This is a genomic window from Neisseria sp. 27098_8_112, from assembly GCF_041433235.1.
GTDB lineage: Bacteria > Pseudomonadota > Gammaproteobacteria > Burkholderiales > Neisseriaceae > Neisseria.
Window position 1 is genome coordinate 85,779 of record NZ_JAPWBB010000008.1, and the last position, 16,732, is coordinate 102,510.

General features: G+C 49.2%; 20 protein-coding genes. 17 read left to right on the forward strand and 3 right to left on the reverse strand.

From position 1 onward, the window contains the following. Positions 1-60 precede the first annotated feature (60 nt). The 5 genes from O3682_RS06780 to O3682_RS06800 all read left to right on the forward strand — a co-directional run bounded on the left by O3682_RS06780 (position 61) and on the right by O3682_RS06800 (position 4,474). The gene (locus O3682_RS06780; protein ID WP_371509204.1) at positions 61-534 is read left to right on the forward strand and encodes a transcriptional repressor; all 474 of its coding nucleotides are present in this window, start codon (positions 61-63) and stop codon (positions 532-534) included. Continuing rightward, positions 522-1,451 carry a CobW family GTP-binding protein gene (locus O3682_RS06785; RefSeq protein ID WP_371509206.1) on the forward strand — a complete coding sequence of 310 codons (930 nt, stop codon included), beginning with the start codon at positions 522-524 and terminating at the stop codon, positions 1,449-1,451. Before O3682_RS06780 ends, O3682_RS06785 begins: the two co-directional genes overlap by 13 nt. Before the next feature lie 99 nt (positions 1,452-1,550). Beyond that, entirely contained in the window at positions 1,551-2,606 is a 1,056-nt protein-coding gene (locus O3682_RS06790) for an ABC transporter permease subunit (RefSeq protein ID WP_371509209.1), read from the forward strand. Positions 2,607-2,642: 36 nt separating this feature from the next. Beyond that, complete coding sequence (locus tag O3682_RS06795) at positions 2,643-3,683, forward strand: ABC transporter permease (RefSeq protein WP_371509211.1); 1,041 nt, start codon at positions 2,643-2,645, stop codon at positions 3,681-3,683. A gap of 110 nt (positions 3,684-3,793) precedes the next feature. Continuing rightward, entirely contained in the window at positions 3,794-4,474 is a 681-nt protein-coding gene (locus O3682_RS06800; RefSeq protein WP_371509213.1) for a sulfite exporter TauE/SafE family protein, read from the forward strand. 85 nt (positions 4,475-4,559) lie between these two features. Here O3682_RS06800 and O3682_RS06805 read toward each other — a convergent pair whose 3' ends face one another. The 3 genes from O3682_RS06805 to xseA form a co-directional block, all read right to left on the reverse strand. Then, a complete protein-coding gene (locus O3682_RS06805) occupies positions 4,560-5,369 on the reverse strand; it encodes a sulfite exporter TauE/SafE family protein (protein ID WP_371509215.1) in 810 nt (269 codons plus the stop codon). 1 nt (position 5,370) lies between these two features. Then, entirely contained in the window at positions 5,371-6,150 is a 780-nt protein-coding gene (gene pssA / locus O3682_RS06810) for a CDP-diacylglycerol--serine O-phosphatidyltransferase (RefSeq protein ID WP_371509217.1), read from the reverse strand. Between the two features lie 124 nt (positions 6,151-6,274). Then, a complete protein-coding gene (gene xseA / locus O3682_RS06815; RefSeq protein WP_371509219.1) occupies positions 6,275-7,624 on the reverse strand; it encodes an exodeoxyribonuclease VII large subunit in 1,350 nt (449 codons plus the stop codon). Between the two features lie 181 nt (positions 7,625-7,805). Between xseA and lpxK the strand changes: the two genes are divergently transcribed. The 12 genes from lpxK (at position 7,806) to rfaD (ending at position 16,662) form a co-directional block, all read left to right on the forward strand. Further along, positions 7,806-8,816: a tetraacyldisaccharide 4'-kinase gene (gene lpxK / locus O3682_RS06820; protein ID WP_371509221.1), complete on the forward strand. Its 1,011-nt coding sequence runs from the start codon at positions 7,806-7,808 to the stop codon at positions 8,814-8,816. Positions 8,817-8,880: 64 nt separating this feature from the next. Next, entirely contained in the window at positions 8,881-9,546 is a 666-nt protein-coding gene (locus tag O3682_RS06825; RefSeq protein WP_371509223.1) for a DUF2059 domain-containing protein, read from the forward strand. A 48-nt stretch (positions 9,547-9,594) separates the two neighbouring features. Continuing rightward, positions 9,595-10,170 (forward strand): DUF2059 domain-containing protein, encoded by a 576-nt coding sequence (locus O3682_RS06830; protein WP_371509225.1) that lies wholly within the window; start codon positions 9,595-9,597, stop codon positions 10,168-10,170. A 70-nt stretch (positions 10,171-10,240) separates the two neighbouring features. Further along, on the forward strand, positions 10,241-10,423 hold the full coding sequence (locus tag O3682_RS06835; protein ID WP_128582969.1) for a Trm112 family protein: 183 nt from the start codon (positions 10,241-10,243) through the stop codon (positions 10,421-10,423). Then, positions 10,420-11,181 (forward strand): 3-deoxy-manno-octulosonate cytidylyltransferase, encoded by a 762-nt coding sequence (kdsB, locus tag O3682_RS06840; RefSeq protein WP_049333277.1) that lies wholly within the window; start codon positions 10,420-10,422, stop codon positions 11,179-11,181. The genes O3682_RS06835 and kdsB overlap by 4 nt, the downstream gene beginning before the upstream one ends. A gap of 12 nt (positions 11,182-11,193) precedes the next feature. Further along, the gene (locus O3682_RS06845; RefSeq protein ID WP_371509228.1) at positions 11,194-11,712 is read left to right on the forward strand and encodes a 3-deoxy-manno-octulosonate cytidylyltransferase; all 519 of its coding nucleotides are present in this window, start codon (positions 11,194-11,196) and stop codon (positions 11,710-11,712) included. Positions 11,713-11,783: 71 nt separating this feature from the next. Then, the gene (gene adk / locus O3682_RS06850) at positions 11,784-12,431 is read left to right on the forward strand and encodes an adenylate kinase (protein ID WP_003746105.1); all 648 of its coding nucleotides are present in this window, start codon (positions 11,784-11,786) and stop codon (positions 12,429-12,431) included. A gap of 302 nt (positions 12,432-12,733) precedes the next feature. Continuing rightward, positions 12,734-12,994 (forward strand): helix-turn-helix domain-containing protein, encoded by a 261-nt coding sequence (locus tag O3682_RS06855; protein WP_101755413.1) that lies wholly within the window; start codon positions 12,734-12,736, stop codon positions 12,992-12,994. Between the two features lie 102 nt (positions 12,995-13,096). Then, a complete protein-coding gene (gene pyrF / locus O3682_RS06860; protein ID WP_371509230.1) occupies positions 13,097-13,828 on the forward strand; it encodes an orotidine-5'-phosphate decarboxylase in 732 nt (243 codons plus the stop codon). Between the two features lie 13 nt (positions 13,829-13,841). Continuing rightward, positions 13,842-14,513: an NAD(P)H-binding protein gene (locus O3682_RS06865; RefSeq protein WP_371509232.1), complete on the forward strand. Its 672-nt coding sequence runs from the start codon at positions 13,842-13,844 to the stop codon at positions 14,511-14,513. A 42-nt stretch (positions 14,514-14,555) separates the two neighbouring features. Beyond that, positions 14,556-15,518, forward strand: coding sequence for a D-glycero-beta-D-manno-heptose-7-phosphate kinase (gene rfaE1 / locus O3682_RS06870; protein ID WP_371509234.1), 963 nt, complete (start codon positions 14,556-14,558; stop codon positions 15,516-15,518). 139 nt (positions 15,519-15,657) lie between these two features. After that, positions 15,658-16,662, forward strand: a complete 1,005-nt coding sequence (gene rfaD / locus O3682_RS06875; protein ID WP_371509236.1) for an ADP-glyceromanno-heptose 6-epimerase — start codon at positions 15,658-15,660, stop codon at positions 16,660-16,662. Positions 16,663-16,732: the final 70 nt, after the last annotated feature.

A 16,732-nucleotide genomic window follows, 5' to 3' on the forward strand; every position in this document is an offset into this window, starting at 1 on the left:
AACAAACACGTTATAATGTAATTTTTTATTAACAAGGCCGTCTGAAAGGCTGTTTCAGTTATGAACGCAATCAAACAAAAAATCTTAGAACAAGCGCAGCGAGATGGCGTGCAGGTAACCGCATTGCGCGAGCAAGTGCTTGATATTGTTTTGAAACAAAGCGGCGTGATTAAAGCCTACAACGTTCTGTCGCAGATGCAGCAGCAAAGCGAGGGCATGGTTGCGCCGCCGACGGCCTACCGCGCCCTTGATTTTTGGGCAGAACAGGGCGTTTTGCACAAAGTGGCGGCGGTCAACGGCTATATTCTGTGCAGCCACGCGCAGCACGAGTGCGACGACCATTGCCACGACCACGAAGAAGCCGAAGCGCACCACAGCGCGTTTATTTTGGTTTGTACCGAATGCGGTACGGCAGATGAGCAGACCTTGAGCCAAGAGTGGACGGCATTGCGTGCAGGCGTGGCTGAAATCGGTTTCTCATTAAAAGAAGAACATGTTGTTTTAACAGGAATTTGTAAAAAATGTCAGAAGTAAAAAAGACCAAAGTCCACCTGATTTCAGGCTTCCTCGGAACAGGCAAAACCACCGCACTCAAAAGCCTGATGGCGCAAAAAGACCCGAATGAAAAATGGGTCATCATCGTCAACGAATTTGGCGAAATCGGCATTGACGGCGCCGTCTTGAGCGATAACGGCATTCCCGTGGCAGAAATTGCCGGCGGCTGTTTGTGCTGTACTGCCGGCGCGCAAATGGGTACGACTGTACAAAAAATGCTGCGCGACGCCCAACCCGACCGCTTGATGATTGAAGCCAGCGGCCTGGCGCACGCCGCCAGCGTTATCGACGAATTGAAAGCCAAACCGCTCGACAGTATGCTGGAAATCGGTGCCGTCTTTACCGTTGTCGATCCGCGCCAATTCATTAATCCCGATTACGCGCAACAAGCCTTGTATAAAGACCAAATCGGCATTTGCGACATATTGGTTGCCAGCAAAACCGACTTGTGTACACCCGAGCAGCTGGCCGAGTTTCATGATAAAGCGGCCAAGCTGTTCCCGCCCAAAGCCAAAGTGGTTGAAGTACAAAATGCGCAACTCGACATCCAATGGCTTGATATTCCCGTTGTCGAAAAATCGCGCTACCGCCTCAAAGCCCTGCCTGACAACACCATGGGCTTCCAGTCTCAAGGCTTCACATTCCCTGCCGGACGTGATTTCGACGGCGAAAAGCTGACCGATTTCTTCAACGACCTGCCTAAATTTACAGACGGCCTCGTCCGCGCCAAAGGCGTGTTCCAAGTGCTCGGTACATGGGTATGGCTGAACTGGGTGGACGGTCAATGGGGCGCAAACCAAGTTTCATGGCGCCGTGATTCCCGCTTTGAATTGATTGCCAAATCGTTTGACGCGGATTTGATTGAGAAGAAATTACAGGAGGCGTTGGAGAAGTAAATCATCGGCCAAACGCTTATTAATCCGTTACCATATGCCGTCTGAAGTCAGCGGTTTCAGACGGCCTTTAAATCAAAAAAAATAGAGGAACACTTAACCATGTGGCGTTATATCTTTCATCGTATGCTCCTTTTGATTCCCACGTTGTTGGGGATTTTGGCGATTACTTTTGCCGTGATTCAGTTTGTTCCCGGCGGTCCGGTGGAGCAGATGGTTCAGCAGCTGACGCAGGGCGCGGTTGGCGGCGAAACGGCGGGACACAGTATGCCCGGAACTTTGGCCAAAAACGGCAACCGTATCAGTGCGGAGGATTTGGCCGCGCTGAATGCTTTATACGGTTTCGACAAGCCGCCTTTGACGCGTTTTGCCGATATGGTATGGAAATTTGCCCGTTTCGATTTGGGCGAGAGCTTTTTCCACCACCAAACCGTATTTGAGTTGGTGAAAGAGAAAATGCCGGTATCGATGAGTTTGGGTTTGTGGACATTCTTCCTAACTTATTTGATATGTATTCCGTTGGGTATTGCTAAGGCGGTCAGGGATGGCAGCCGGTTTGATACGGTTACGGGTATGATCATTTTGGTCGGTTATACCGTACCGCCGTTTGTATTGGGTTTGGTGTTGCTGGTGTTGTTTGGCGGCGGTAGCTTTTTTGCCTGGTTCCCGCAGGGTGGCTTGGTTGGCGATGATTTTGATACGCTCTCTTGGGCAGGTAAAGTCAAAGATTATTTGTGGCATATGGCCTTGCCGATTACCGCTTCGGTGGCAGGCAATTTGGCGGTAATGACCGTATTGACAAAAAATGTGTTCCTTGAAGAAATCCGCCGTCAATATGTTTATACCGCGCGAGCCAAGGGCTTGCCTGAGAAGCAGATTTTGTGGAAACATATTTTCCGCAACGCCATGATTCCTTTGATTACCGGTTTCCCGGCCGCATTTATCGGCGCATTCTTTACCGGCAGCCTGTTGATTGAAACACTGTTCTCGCTGGATGGTTTGGGTTTGTTGTCTTACGAGGCCGTGATGAAACGCGATTATCCTGTCGTAATGGGTACGCTGTATGTGTTCACGCTGATGGGGTTGTTGGCTAAATTAGTGTCGGATATTTCTTATTCATGGGTCGATCCGCGTATTCACTTTGGCGGACAGAAATAAGGCCGTCTGAAAATATCTTCAACCCATTATTAAAGAATGTTTCGAACCATGAAAAAGAAAAAATCTATTTCAAACCCTACTTGGCAAGCCTTTAAGCAGCATAAGCGCGGTTGGTTGGCTTTGCGGATTTTGGCCGTTTTGTTTGTCGTCACTTTGCTTGCGCCTTTGTGGAGCAACGACAAACCTTTGTGGATACGCTATCAGGGCGAGTATTTCTTCCCCTTGGTAAACGAATACAACGAAACCGCATTTGGCGGCGATTTCGATACGCCTGCGGATTATTTGGATCCGCTTATCCGCCATAACATCACTTCAGACGGCAATTTTGCCCTTTACCTGCCCAATCCTTACGATGCCGATACCTTAAACGATTTTGATACGGCACCCGATCCGGCCAAACCGTCCGAACGGCATATCTTGGGAACGGACGACCGCGGCCGCGACCTGTTGGCACGCTTGGTTTACGGTTTCCGCGATTCACTGCTGTTTGCCTTGGTGTTGACTGTGGTGACTACCGTAATCGGCGTGGTTGCAGGCGCGGTGCAGGGTTATTTCGGCGGCAAAACTGACCTTCTGATGCAGCGTTTTATCGAGGTTTGGGGCGGTATGCCGGAGCTGTACCTCTTGATTATCCTGTCTTCGTTCTTTAATCCGGGACTGCTGATTTTGCTGGTGTTGCTGTCGCTTTTCGGCTGGATGGGCTTGTCCGACTATGTTCGCGCCGAGTTTTTGAAAAACCGTCAGACCGATTACGTTTTGGCGGCGCGCGCGATGGGCGTGAGCAACCGTGAAATCATGTGGCGCCATATCCTGCCCAACAGCTTGACGCCGGTATTGGCTTTCCTGCCTTTCCGTATTTCCGGTGCGGTACTCGCCCTGACCAGTTTGGACTTCTTGGGCTTGGGCGTACCTGCCTCACAGGCGAGCTTGGGCGAGTTGCTGGCACAAGGCAAGGACAACTTGGACGCATGGTGGATCGGTCTGTCTGCCGTTGCTACGCTGACGGTAATGCTGCTTTTGCTGGTCATGATCGGCGAAGGTTTACGTCAGGCATTTGACGTACGCGCACGCAGTTAATTGCTTTTCTAAAGCGTGAAGAGGGTGGGCGGAAAAGCTTATCCTGCATTCTCAGGGCCGTCTGAAAAGTTTCAGACGGCCTCATCCATTCGTTTGAATCATTAAAAACCATGAATCAAGAAATCACATTTCTTACTCTTTTTCTGCTCGGCTTTTTTGGCGGAACGCATTGCGTCGGTATGTGCGGCGGATTGAGCAGCGCATTTGCTTTGCAGCTGCCGCCACATTTAAACCGAATTGGGCTGATTGTATTGTTGAACTTGGGGCGCATCAGCAGCTATGTCGTCATCGGTCTGTTGGTCGGTTTGGTCGGGCAGGTCGGCATTTCCTTGGACGATACGCGCGCGGTTCAAAACGGTTTGTATATTGCCGCCAATGTTTTGCTGCTTTTGCTCGGTCTGTATCTTGCCGGTATTTCGACTGCCGCAACCAAAATCGAAGGCATCGGCAAACCGATATGGAAACGCCTGAATCCTTTGTTAAACAAATTGCTGCCGATTAAATCAGTGCCTGCCTGTTTCGGCGTGGGCGTGCTTTGGGGCTGGCTGCCTTGCGGTTTGGTGTACAGCGCGTCTTTGTATGCTTTGGGCAGCGGCAATGCCTTGCACGGCGGGCTGTATATGCTGGCGTTTGCATTGGGTACGTTGCCGAACCTGCTCGCGATGGGTATATTTGCAGCGCAGTTGAAAACCTTTCTGCAAAAACGCATGGTTCGTTTGTTTGCCGGACTGTTGGTGGCAGGATGGGCGATATGGCGCTTGGCTGTATTTGCAATGGGGCAAATCGGGTAAGGTAAAAAGGTTTTATCTAGTTTGTTGTTTTGCAATCAAAAAGGCCGTCTGAAAGATTTTCAGACGGCCTTTTCATAAGAAAGATTTAATGTATCAAATTCCAAGCCATCTTGGCGGCAATCATCAGCAACATGATGCCGAAGGCGATTTTGAGTTTTCGGGCGGGCAGCTTGTGCGCCGTTTTTACGCCGAGCGGAGCAAAGAGGATGGTGGCAACGCTCAATATGAACACGGCCGGAAGATAGATAAAGCCTGCCGCGCCTTCAGGCAGGTTGGCAATATGCAAACCGTTGGCAAAATAGCCGATGGTGCCGGCAATCGCAATCGGCCATGCCAGACCTGAAGATGTGCCGATGGCGCGGTGCGCCGGAAAGTTGCAATACAGTAGGAATGGAACGGATAAAGAACCACCGCCGATACCGACCCAGCTTGAAGCCGCACCAAAAAGCGTGCCCATGGCTGTCAGGCCGGGGAGGGCAGGCAGGGTGCGTGAAGGTTTGGGTTTGGAATCGCGTAGGGTTTTGAGTGCGATAAAGGCAAGAAATGCAATAAAGAAAACCTGCAAAGCCAGCGTCGGCATATATTTTGCCGTTACCGCGCCGAGGAGTACGCCGAGTATCATGCCCGGCGTCATTCGGCGGACGGTCGCCCAATCGATGGCGTGCTTTTTATGTTGGGCGTACATACTGGAGAAGGTGGTAAATACCATGACGGCAAAGGAAGTGCCGATGGCAAGATGCTGGGCATAGGGGTGGCTGCCTATGCCTTGCAGTTGCAATGCCCATAAGACAACGGGAACAATCAACGTACCGCCGCCTACGCCGAATAGTCCGGCAATAAAGCCCGCCGCGCTGCCGACGGCGAACAGGGCAAGGATGATGTCCCAAGACCACATTTCAGACGGCCTTATCGTGTTTGTGAGTTTTGTGGCGTTTTTTAAACCAACGGATGACTGCCATCACATAACCGGACAGGCTGTAACCGAAGAAAAACAAGAAGAGGACGAGCGAAGGTTCCCAATTAATCAAAAGCAAAATCAATACGGCCAATACCATGCCCATAAACGGCACTTGGCGGCGGATATTGATTTCTTTGAAGCTCCAAAACGGAATCTGCACAATCATGGAAATGCCGGCAAACAGGGTGATACCCAATGCCCACCAATGCACGTTGGGGAAGCGTTCAACGCTGTGGTTGACCCAAATCAGGCCGACAATCAACGCAGCGGCGGTCGGGCTTGGAACGCCGATAAACCAACGTTTATCGACTTTGCCGATAAGTGTGTTGAACAGTGCCAAACGCAGGGCGGCGCAGGCGCAGTAGATAAAGGCGACGGAATAACCGATTTTGCCAAACTGCCAAAGTTGCCATTTGTAGGCAATCAGGGCAGGCGCTACGCCGAAGCTGACCATATCGGCAAGGCTGTCGAGCTGTTCGCCGAACGCGCTCTGGCTGTTGGTCAGCCGCGCTACGCGTCCGTCCATGCCGTCGAGCAGCATGGAAAGGAAGACTGCAATCGCCGCTGTTTCATAACGTCCGTGCATGGACTGGGTAATGGCGAAGAACGCGCAAAACAGCGCGGCGATGGTAAAGGAATTAGGCAGCAGGTAAATGCTGTTTTTGCGGATGGAGTTGCGTGGAGGAATTGGATTTTCTGTATTTTGTGAGTTGTCCATAATGTTTCCGTAGTATGCTGCGTGTGCAGATGAGGCATTATACCGCATTGGCAGGTTAAGGATTTTTAAAAGGCAGACATAGTTTCACTTCAATCGCATAAAGTTTCAGACTGCCTTTATTCCATCAGTCAAACAACTCGCCCTGCGCCTGCTCTTTGGTCACGCGTACGTCGGTTTCGCCGTCGGCAAAAGTGATGTGCAGTTTTTGCCCTTGTTTCAACGTATCGGCATTGCGGATGACTTGTCCGCGGGTGTTTTTGACGACGGAGAAACCACGCTCCAGAATATGCTGCGGCGATACGGCCTCGAGCAATGCGGCTTGGGCGGTCAGGCTTTGACGGCGGTGGGTAAGCAGCAGGCGGAAGGAATGCGACAGGGCCGTCTGAAAACGGTCGATATTGTGTTTGTAAACGGAAACATCAGGACGGCAATGTTTCAGGGCTTGGGTTTGGCGTTCGAAACGGGCGGTGTGGGCGCGGACGTTTTGCGTCATTAAGTAGGACAGGGTTTGCGCCAGTTTGTGGATGTAGGTGTGCTGTTCGCCGAGTTTTTGGCGCGGGTGGCGGATTTGCCGCGCGAGCCAGTCGAGCTTTTGGCTGGCATCGAAATAGCGTTGTTCCAAAACGGTTTTCAGACGACCTTTGGTTTGGGCGAGGCGGTGTAACGATTCTTGGCGGTTGGGACTGACCAGTTCCGCCGCGCCGGTCGGCGTGGGCGCACGCACGTCGGCGACGAAATCGGCGAGCGTGAAATCGGTTTCGTGTCCCACGCCGCTGACGACCGGAATTGGGCAGACTTCGATGGCGCGCACGACCGGTTCTTCGTTAAACGCCCACAAGTCTTCAATGCTGCCGCCGCCACGACAGACAATCAACACATCGCATTCGGCGCGTTGCGATGCGGTTTTAATCGCTTGGGCAATCTGAAATTCGCTGCCCGCGCCCTGAACGGCGGTCGGATAGACGATAACGGGAATTTCTGGCGCGCGGCGTTTCAAGGTGGTAACGACATCGCGCAAAGCCGCCGCCGCCAGACTGGTGACGATGCCGATACATTGCGGTCGGGCAGGCAAAGGTTTCTTGCGCTCCGCCGCAAATGCGCCTTCCGCCTGCAACTGCGCCTTCAGCCGCTCGTAGGCTTCATAAAGCTGCCCCAAGCCTTTGAGCCGCACCTCGTTCACGGTAATCTGAAATTCACCCCGCGCCTCGTAAATACTGATTTTGCCCGCCACTTCGATATGGTCGCCTTCTTTCAAAGGTTTCGCCAAACGCGCCGCCGCACCCTTGAACATCGCGCAACGCACCTGCGCGCGGCTGTCTTTGAGCGAGAAATAATAATGCCCGCTGGCGGCACGGGTCAGATTGGATACTTCGCCCGCAATCCACAAGCCGGCAAGATGGTCTTCCAGCAAGGCTTTGGCGAGGGCATTGAGTTCGGATACGGAAATGGAGGAGGGCGCGAAGAGTTCGGACATTGCGAAACAGAAAAAATTTGGGAAAGCTGAATTATAAGGGTTTTAGAGCGATTCGTTGTATTCGTTTTTATGAAACTTGTGCCCTTTGTTTTAATATTATCAAAGCCGCATGTTTAGACGGCCTTGTCTAGGCAGGCTTGTGTTATATTATCGTTTGATTTTTGCTTCAAAAGCCGTGCGTATGCCCAAACTCCACCAGATTATCGAACGCCATTGGCAATCTCCCAATCCGTTTTTGTCTTTCCTGCTCAAACCATTATCCAAGCTGTTTGCCAAAATTGCGGCGAAACGGCGCGATGATTTTGTTTCAGGCCGTCTGAAAAGCGAAAAATTGCCTGTGCCTGTGGTGGTGGTCGGCAATATCCATGCAGGCGGAACAGGGAAAACGCCGATTGTTGCCGCGCTGGTGTCGGGTTTGCAGGAAAAGGGCGTTAAGGTCGGCATCATCAGCCGAGGTTACGGGCGCAAGAGTAAGGCGGTTCATGTATTGAATGCCGCGAGCCGTGCGGAAGATGCAGGCGACGAGCCTTTATTGCTGTTTCGCCAAACCGGTGCGCCGACAGCGGTAGGCAGCAGCCGTGCAGAAGCAGGCAGGGCATTGCTTGCGGCGCATCCGGAGCTTGAATTGATTGTGGCCGACGACGGCTTGCAACATTATGCCTTGCAGCGCGATATGGAAATTGCCGTATTCCCGGCGGCGGATACGGGGCGGACGGATTTGGATTTACTACCCAACGGCAGCTTGCGCGAACCTTTGCCTCGGTTGACTTCCGTTGATGCGGTCGTCGTCAGCGGCGGAAAAGCAGATGCGGCGTTTAGGCCGTCTGAAAATATGTTTGCCAGCCATATTGAAACAGGTCGGATTTACCGTTTGAACAGGCCATCTGAAAAATTGGATTTGGCGGGTTTGGGAAATCAAACCGTCGCCGCCGTTGCCGGTATTGCCAAGCCGGATCGTTTTTTCAATACGTTGCAAAGCATGAATATTGCTTTAAAACAAACCGTTGCCTTGCCTGATCATGCAGATATTACGGCGGCGGATTTGCCGGACGCAGATGTGGTGATTATCACGGAAAAGGATGCGGTCAAATTTTCAGACGGCCACGGCCTGAATCATGTGTGGGTCTTGCCTGTTTATGCGATAATTGAGCCGGACTTGGCGGCGTTTGTATCCGCGAATGTTTCAATCTAAATGCTTATAGATGTTTCACAGATGTTTTAAAGATGATCTTCAAACTACGCGATAGGAGTAAATCATGAAGTTAAAATATTTGTTGGTCGCTTGTGCAGCTTTATTTGTATCTACTCAAAGCTTAGCTGCTAAACCAAGTGATGAATCTGCAATGAAATGGTTGGAGATTCAAGGGATAAGCAGTAATTATAGTGAGAAAGTGCAACGTTCTTTGGAGATGGTGAATAAAGAGGACAATGAGCGCTTGTTAACGATGACGCCCAAAGCTCAAAAAGCGCAGATGAAGGCGATCATCAGCCGTTATATGAAAAACATGCAAGACGATTTGAGCCGCCCTGAGTTGAAAAAACAATGGTTGGATGAAGAAAAGCGTGCTGTACAGAAAGTATTTACACAAGAAGAAGTCAATGTAACCAACCGTTTTTTCTCTTCAGCTCAGGGAAAAAATATTTTGAAAAAGATAAGAAGTTTACAACAGCATGGTGGAAATCTTGAGGATATGTTGAGCCAATCGGATATAGAAAAGATGGCTGAAGCATTTGGGCATGGTGCCGGTAAGTCTGCGCTCGAGAAAATTAAGCATTTCGATAAGCTGAGTGATGAGATTATCCACAAAACCATGAGTCAAAACTACCTCAATGCAAGCAATAAATATACGCCTGCTTTTGAGGAGCAAACACATGGTATTTTATGCAAAGGCAACCAACATTTGCCGAAGTGTGCCAAATAATTTTCCGACCATCTGAAAATATTTATTTTTGTTGAAAGGTAGAAAAAGATGAAGCTGAAAACCTTATTATTACCCTTCGCCGCGCTGGCATTGTGTGCCAATGCGTTTGCCGCGCCGCCCAGTGATGCGTCGCTGGAGCGTTTGTTTGAGGTGCAGAAGATGGATGCTCTGTTAGACCAGTCTCTCCAAAGCGTTGGAGGTATTGTGCTTTCTGATCCGAATGTACAGAATCTTTGGAAAGATGCGCCGGAAGACAAACGTCCGCAGTTGGAAGCAGTCTTGAAAAAATATACAACTCAATTGATTGCTGAAATCAATACACCGCAAGTGCGTGCCCAGTTGCATAAAGCGGCTTTGGAAGGCATAAAGACGGTTTATACTCAGGAAGAAGTCAACGCATTGATTGACTTTTACGGTACGACAGTGGGTCAATCAATACTCGCTAAAACTCCACGCTATCTTGAAGCAACAATGACCCCAATATTGAGTATCATCACCGAAAAATACGAAAAATCCAGTCAAAACGCAAACTTAGCCCGTGAAATCCGTCAGATCATGTGCAATGGCAAAAATCCTGACCAAGCTTGTACACAGCAAACGAAGAAAACGGCACGGAAAAAATAATGCCGCTTGAGGCCGTCTGAAAACGAGCGAAGCGAGTTTCGCTAAAACCATCAAACCCGAAAGTAACCCCATGGAAAAAAAATTCTTAGACATCCTCGTTTGTCCTGTGACCAAAGGCAAACTCGAATACCATCAAGACAAACAGGAATTGTGGAGCCGTCAGGCGAAGCTGGCTTATCCGATTAAAGACGGCATTCCCTATATGTTGGAAAACGAAGCACGCCCGTTAAGCGAAGAGGAACTGAAAGCATGACCGAATTTGTCGTATTGATTCCGGCGCGGTTGGATTCTTCACGTCTGCCGGGAAAGGCTTTGGCCGATATTCACGGTAAACCGATGGTTGTACGCGTCGCCGAACAGGCGGCAAAAAGCGAGGCTGCGCGTGTTGTTGTTGCCACCGATCATCCCGATATTCAGACGGCCTGTCAGGCGCATGGCGTCGAAGTGGTCATGACTTCCAATCAACACGAAAGCGGTACAACACGCCTTGCCGAAGCGGCCAATACGCTGAAACTGCCGCAACATCTGATTGTCGTGAACGTACAAGGCGACGAACCTTTAATCGATCCCGAACTCATCAACCGTACAGCCGAAGTTTTGGTTGAAAACAATGTGCAAATGGCGACGGCCGCTCACGAATTGCACGATTTTGACGAGTTTATGAATCCTAACGTTGTCAAAGCCGTCCTCGACAAAAACCGCAACGCCATCTATTTCAGCCGCGCCCCGATTCCTTATCCGCGCGACGCCATGCGCGCCGAAAAACGCGAATTACCTTCAGAAACAGCTGTTTTGCGCCACATCGGCATTTATGCCTATCGTGCAGGTTTCCTGCAACGCTATTCCGAAATGGAAGTTTCTCCTTTGGAAACCATCGAATCGCTGGAACAATTGCGCGTCCTGTGGCACGGTTATCCGATTGCCGTTGAAATTGCCCAAGAAGCGCCAGCCGCCGGCGTGGATACGCAGGAAGATTTGGACAGGGTAAGGGCTGTGTTCGAGGCCGTCTGAAGGGAAAAAAACATGAATGATTTACGCCATTTGAACCGTGACGAACAAAAACTGCTTGCCGATGTCGCTTTGCTGGTCAAAGACGACGATCAAGAGTTCAACTACGAAATGTTGAAAGTGGCCGCGCCCGACGAGGCCAGCGGCGAATTTTGGTTTCGCATGGCAGAAATGCTCAGCACCTTGCCGCCCAACCAGTCTTTAGATTTGCGCATGACCGGCGGACGGTTGGCGGTCGCCGTATCGATTTTATCGGTGTTGTTGCAGGAAAGCCCCGATATTCCCCAGCTTTGGGCACAAAAAGTGATTGCGCTCAACTATCTGGCACACGGCCATCGGACACGTGCCCTCGGTTTAGCGCAACAGCCTGACAAAGCGGCCGAAGCCAATGAGGAAGAATATTTGGCGAAAGCCTTATCGCAAAACTTGCTTTCCACTTTGAAAGACGCGATAGAGCGATTCCCTGAAGACTCATGGTTTATCGAAATGCGCGACGATGCATGGAAGCATTTCGGCACGAAAGAGGCCGTCTGAAGTTTTGAACGATAAACGCAAGGCGTGTAAAATTATCTGAACATTAAATCCGTCAACCAAAAGGACTCATCATGAAAGTATTATTGTTGGGCGCACCAGGCGCCGGCAAAGGCACACAGGCTCAATTCATCACCGCCGCATTCGGCATTCCTCAAATCTCTACCGGCGACATGCTCCGCGCTGCCATCAAAGCAGGCACTCCGCTGGGTTTGGAAGCAAAAAAAATTATTGATGAAGGCGGTTTGGTGCGCGACGACATCATCATCGGCATGGTGAAAGAACGCATCGCCCAAGACGACTGCAAAAACGGTTTCCTGTTTGACGGTTTCCCACGTACATTGGCACAAGCCGAAGCCATGGTTGAAGCTGGTGTGGATTTGGATGCCGTGGTTGAAATCGATGTACCTGACAGCGTGATTGTCGACCGCATGAGCGGCCGCCGTGTGCATTTGGCTTCCGGCCGTACTTACCACGTTACCTACAATCCGCCTAAAGTCGAAGGCAAAGACGACGTAACCGGCGAAGATTTGATTCAACGCGACGACGATAAAGAAGAAACAGTGAAAAAACGCCTTGCCGTTTACCACGAGCAAACCGAAGTTTTGGTTGATTTCTACAGCAAACTGGAAGGCGAACACGCGCCGAAATACATCAAAGTTGACGGCACCCAAGCAGTAGAAGCCGTGAAAGCCGAAGTATTGAAAGGTTTGGGCAAATGAGTTTTGCCAAAGTAAAATCATGAGGCCGTCTGAAAAAATATTTTCAGACGGCCTTTTGCTGTTATATAAAGGTTAATAATCTCTGTTATTTGAGTTAATAGCGATAATGGCCACTATTATTAGTTTTAATAAGAAAAGTAAGCCACCTATTGCAAATGGAAGTACGGCGAGGCATAGAAGAAATGTAAGCATGATAGTTATCCCAGTTGTTTTAATTGATAGTCTGCAATACTACGTTATTCGTAGTAAATAATCAAGAAAAATATACGAAATTCGTAACTTTGATTTTTAGGATAGAAGTTATGAATTTACAAGAAGTTTTTATAAAGCGATTTAAGGAAGCGAGAAAAGCAAAAAATTTGACGCAGGAGAAGCTGGGACTGGCGATAGGATTAGATGAGTTTGTGGCGAGTACGCGTATTAATCGCTATGAGAAAGGAAATCATCAGCCTGATTTAAATACTTTGCAGAAAATTGCTGAAGTATTGGAAGTTCCACCAGCCTTTTTTTTCAGTGATGATGAATTTTCTGTAAAAATTTTAGATTTATATAAGAATAATTAAGGTGTGTTGTGATGAGGCCGTCTGAAAAAATATTTTCAGACGGCCTTTTGTGTACAAAAGCTGTTAAAATCGAAGCTATAACCGTTTACTCGCAGGCATCTTATGAATCCCTTGATCTCCGACTTCCAAACTCAGCAACAACGTACTCCCGTTATCGTCGCCCTTGATTTTGCCAACGAAAAAGATACGCTTGGATTTGTCCGTAATCTTGACCCGACATTGTGTCAAATCAAAATCGGCAAAGAGCTGTTTACCGCAACCGGCCGCAATTTGGCAGAAAGCTTAATCAATCAAGGTTTCAAACTTTTCCTCGATTTGAAATACCACGATATTCCCCATACAGTCGCTCAGGCCTGTAAAGTTGCCGCCGATATGGGCGTTTGGATGGTCGATATGCACGCCTCCGGTGGCCGCCGTATGATGGAAGCTGCAGCAGAAGCCGTTGCCGGATATCAAACCAAGCCGCTTTTGATCGGCGTAACCGTGTTGACCAGCATGGAACAAAGCGACTTGGCAGAAATCGGTTTGAACATCGCCCCTGAAGAACAAGTCATCCGCTTGGCGAAACTGGCGCAAAGTTCGGGCTTGGACGGCGTAGTATGTTCCGCTCAAGAAGCCGTACCATTGCGCCGCGAATTGGGACAGGATTTTGTCTTGGTCACACCGGGTATCCGCTTGGATGTTGCCGGCAATAATGACGACCAACGCCGTATTATGACACCGGCCGAAGCATTGGCCGCTGGTTCAACCTATTTGGTAATGGGCCGTCCGGTAACCAAAGCTACCGATCCGGTAGCCGTATTGCGTGAAGTTAATCGGGTGGTGAATGCTTAAGGCCGTCTGAAGTATGAAGGCGATTGTGATTGGTGCGACAGGCGCAACAGGAAAAGCCTTGCTGCCTCTGCTTGCAGCCAGTTCAGAGATTGAGTCTATCGACTGTTTTGGTCGCAGACATCCTGAATTTACCCACCAAAAGCTAAATAGCCATCAGATTGATTTTTCTAAGCCTGATGATTGGCGCGATGAAGTACAGGGAGATGTATTGTTTGCCTGCTTGGGAACAACCCTGAAAGCGGCTGGCAGTAAAGAAGCGCAATGGGCAATCGATTATGAGGTAAATCTTGAATTTGCTAAAGCGGCTAGGCAGAACGGCGTCAATGCTTTGGTTTTGATTTCCGCTTCCGGTGCAAATTCTGCTTCGCGCCTGTTTTATCAACGGATGAAGGGCGAATTGGAACAAGCAATTATTGCTTTGAATTTTCCGCACCTTATTATTTTCCGCCCGCCCTTATTGATTCGTCCGAATAGCGATCGATTGGGTGAGAAAATAGCCGAACGGATTTTGCATGGATTCGACCGTATCGGCCTGATGAAAAGCCAACGTCCGCTTGCTGTTGAAAAATTGGCGCAAGCCATGCTGAAAGCAGCGTTGTTGTCATCTTATGAACAGGCGTCGTACTCGAAAAACCATATGCAGGTATATGAGCCTCAAGATATTTTTAGGCTGTTAGATCAATAAATCTGATAACAAGCCTTACGCAAAGATTTTAATGGAGCCAGTATGGTAACCAAGTTCCAACAAGAAACCCTCAAATCACGTTTTGCACAAGCTAAAGTCCTTGTTGTCGGCGATGTGATGCTCGATCGCTATTGGTTTGGCGATGTATCCCGTATTTCTCCTGAAGCCCCCGTACCGGTGGCGAAAATTTCCCGTATCGACCAGCGGGCAGGTGGAGCGGCGAACGTTGCGCGCAATATCGCATCGCTGGGCGGTAAAGTAGGGCTGTTGTCCGTGACCGGTGATGATGAAGCTGCAGATGCGTTGGATGCGTTGATGGCGCAAGACGGCGTTTCTTCCTATCTTATGCGTGACAAGCAAATTGCGACTACTGTCAAATTGCGCGTTGTTGCCCGCAACCAGCAGCTTATCCGACTTGATTTTGAAGAGCCGCCGCATCGTGAGGTATTGGAACAAATCAAGCATCAATATCGCGAAGTGTTGCCCGAATATGATGCCATTATTTTTTCAGATTACGGTAAGGGCGGCCTGTCGCATATTTCCGATATGATTGATTGGGCGAAACAGACCGGTAAACCTGTTTTAATCGACCCGAAAGGCGATGATTACGAAAAATATGCCGGCGCTACGCTGATTACGCCTAACCGTGCAGAATTGAGAGAAGTGGTGGGTAGTTGGAAAAATGAAAACGATTTGATCGAAAAAGCCCAAAATCTGCGCCGTCATCTTGATTTGACCGCGATTTTGCTGACCCGAAGCGAAGAGGGTATGACCCTGTTCAATGAGGGCGAGCCGATTTATCAGCCTACACGGGCCCAAGAAGTCTATGATGTATCCGGTGCGGGCGATACCGTTATTGCCGGAGTGGGCTTGGGTTTGGCCGCTGGTTATACCATGCCTGAAGCAATGCACCTTGCCAATACTGCGGCAGGTGTTGTCGTAGCGAAACTTGGTACGGCGGTTTGCTCGTTTGCCGAATTGACCAAGGCATTGGAAGAGCAATAATTGCTGTTTTAGACGGCCTTAAAATCTAAATGCCGTCTGAAAATAGAGTTGGAAAATAATCCAGACAGACAAGTTTTTATTTTCAGACGGCATGATTTCTTCAAGGCCGTCTGAAAAATCAAAATAAAGGAAATTCATTATGACCATTATCGTAACAGGCGCGGCCGGCTTTATCGGCAGCAACATCGTCAAAGCACTTAACCAACGTGGTATTACCGACATTGTTGCCGTTGACAATTTGAGTAAAGGCGAAAAATTTAAAAACCTTGCCGAGTGTGAAATTGCCCATTATCTCGATAAACACGAATTCATCCGTCAAGTGCGCGGCCATCTTCTGCCTTACGACGATATCGAAGCCGTTTTCCATCAAGGTGCATGTTCCGATACTATGAATCATGATGGTCTTTACATGATGGATAACAACTACCAATACACGCTCGATCTCTTGGACTGGTGTCAGGATGAACGTATTCCGTTCCTTTATGCTTCTAGCGCTGCTGTATATGGCAAGGGCGAAGTCTTCCGCGAAGAGCGCGAACTGGAAAAACCGCTTAATGTATATGGCTACTCTAAATTCTTGTTTGACCAAGTATTGCGCCGCCGCATGAAGGAAGGTTTGACCGCACAAGTTGTCGGCTTCCGCTACTTCAATGTTTACGGACAACAGGAACAACACAAAGGCCGTATGGCATCGGTTGCCTTCCATCATTTCCACCAATACCGCGAGCATGGTTATGTCAACCTATTCGGTGCCAATGATGGTTACGGCAACGGCGAGCAAACACGCGATTTTGTCAGCGTAGAAGACGTTGCTAAAGTTAACCTTTACTTCTTCGATCATCCCGAGCTTTCAGGCATCTTCAATCTCGGTACAGGTCGTAGCCAACAGTTTAACGATCTTGCCGCTGCCACCGTCAACGCCTGCCATGCGGCCGAAGGCAAGCCTGAAATGAGTTTGAAAGAGTTGGTTGAAGAAGAACTTATCCGTTATATACCATTCCCAGATGCACTCAAAGGCAAATATCAGAGCTTTACTCAAGCGGATATTACCAAGCTGCGTGAAGCCGGGTATAAAGAAGAATTCTTGGATGTAAAACAAGGCGTCAGCCGTTACGTTAAATGGATGCTGGAGAACTTGGTTTAATAAATAGTACAGTAATGTTGTCTGAGAATAAAACCGACTTACCTGTTTGGGTAAGTCGGTTTTATTTTAC

Coding starts and splice junctions, on each gene's coding strand:
- O3682_RS06845 (WP_371509228.1), top strand. CDS start 11,194: ATGAATGATTTACGCCATTTGAACCGTGACGAACAAAAACTGCTTGCC.
- O3682_RS06855 (WP_101755413.1), top strand. CDS start 12,734: ATGAATTTACAAGAAGTTTTTATAAAGCGATTTAAGGAAGCGAGAAAA.
- rfaE1 (WP_371509234.1), top strand. CDS start 14,556: ATGGTAACCAAGTTCCAACAAGAAACCCTCAAATCACGTTTTGCACAA.
- kdsB (WP_049333277.1), top strand. CDS start 10,420: ATGACCGAATTTGTCGTATTGATTCCGGCGCGGTTGGATTCTTCACGT.
- lpxK (WP_371509221.1), top strand. CDS start 7,806: ATGCCCAAACTCCACCAGATTATCGAACGCCATTGGCAATCTCCCAAT.
- O3682_RS06790 (WP_371509209.1), top strand. CDS start 1,551: ATGTGGCGTTATATCTTTCATCGTATGCTCCTTTTGATTCCCACGTTG.
- O3682_RS06830 (WP_371509225.1), top strand. CDS start 9,595: ATGAAGCTGAAAACCTTATTATTACCCTTCGCCGCGCTGGCATTGTGT.
- O3682_RS06805 (WP_371509215.1), bottom strand. CDS start 5,369: ATGTGGTCTTGGGACATCATCCTTGCCCTGTTCGCCGTCGGCAGCGCG.
- O3682_RS06835 (WP_128582969.1), top strand. CDS start 10,241: ATGGAAAAAAAATTCTTAGACATCCTCGTTTGTCCTGTGACCAAAGGC.
- adk (WP_003746105.1), top strand. CDS start 11,784: ATGAAAGTATTATTGTTGGGCGCACCAGGCGCCGGCAAAGGCACACAG.
- O3682_RS06785 (WP_371509206.1), top strand. CDS start 522: ATGTCAGAAGTAAAAAAGACCAAAGTCCACCTGATTTCAGGCTTCCTC.
- O3682_RS06800 (WP_371509213.1), top strand. CDS start 3,794: ATGAATCAAGAAATCACATTTCTTACTCTTTTTCTGCTCGGCTTTTTT.
- rfaD (WP_371509236.1), top strand. CDS start 15,658: ATGACCATTATCGTAACAGGCGCGGCCGGCTTTATCGGCAGCAACATC.
- O3682_RS06865 (WP_371509232.1), top strand. CDS start 13,842: ATGAAGGCGATTGTGATTGGTGCGACAGGCGCAACAGGAAAAGCCTTG.
- xseA (WP_371509219.1), bottom strand. CDS start 7,624: ATGTCCGAACTCTTCGCGCCCTCCTCCATTTCCGTATCCGAACTCAAT.
- O3682_RS06795 (WP_371509211.1), top strand. CDS start 2,643: ATGTTTCGAACCATGAAAAAGAAAAAATCTATTTCAAACCCTACTTGG.
- pssA (WP_371509217.1), bottom strand. CDS start 6,150: ATGGACAACTCACAAAATACAGAAAATCCAATTCCTCCACGCAACTCC.
- pyrF (WP_371509230.1), top strand. CDS start 13,097: ATGAATCCCTTGATCTCCGACTTCCAAACTCAGCAACAACGTACTCCC.
- O3682_RS06825 (WP_371509223.1), top strand. CDS start 8,881: ATGAAGTTAAAATATTTGTTGGTCGCTTGTGCAGCTTTATTTGTATCT.
- O3682_RS06780 (WP_371509204.1), top strand. CDS start 61: ATGAACGCAATCAAACAAAAAATCTTAGAACAAGCGCAGCGAGATGGC.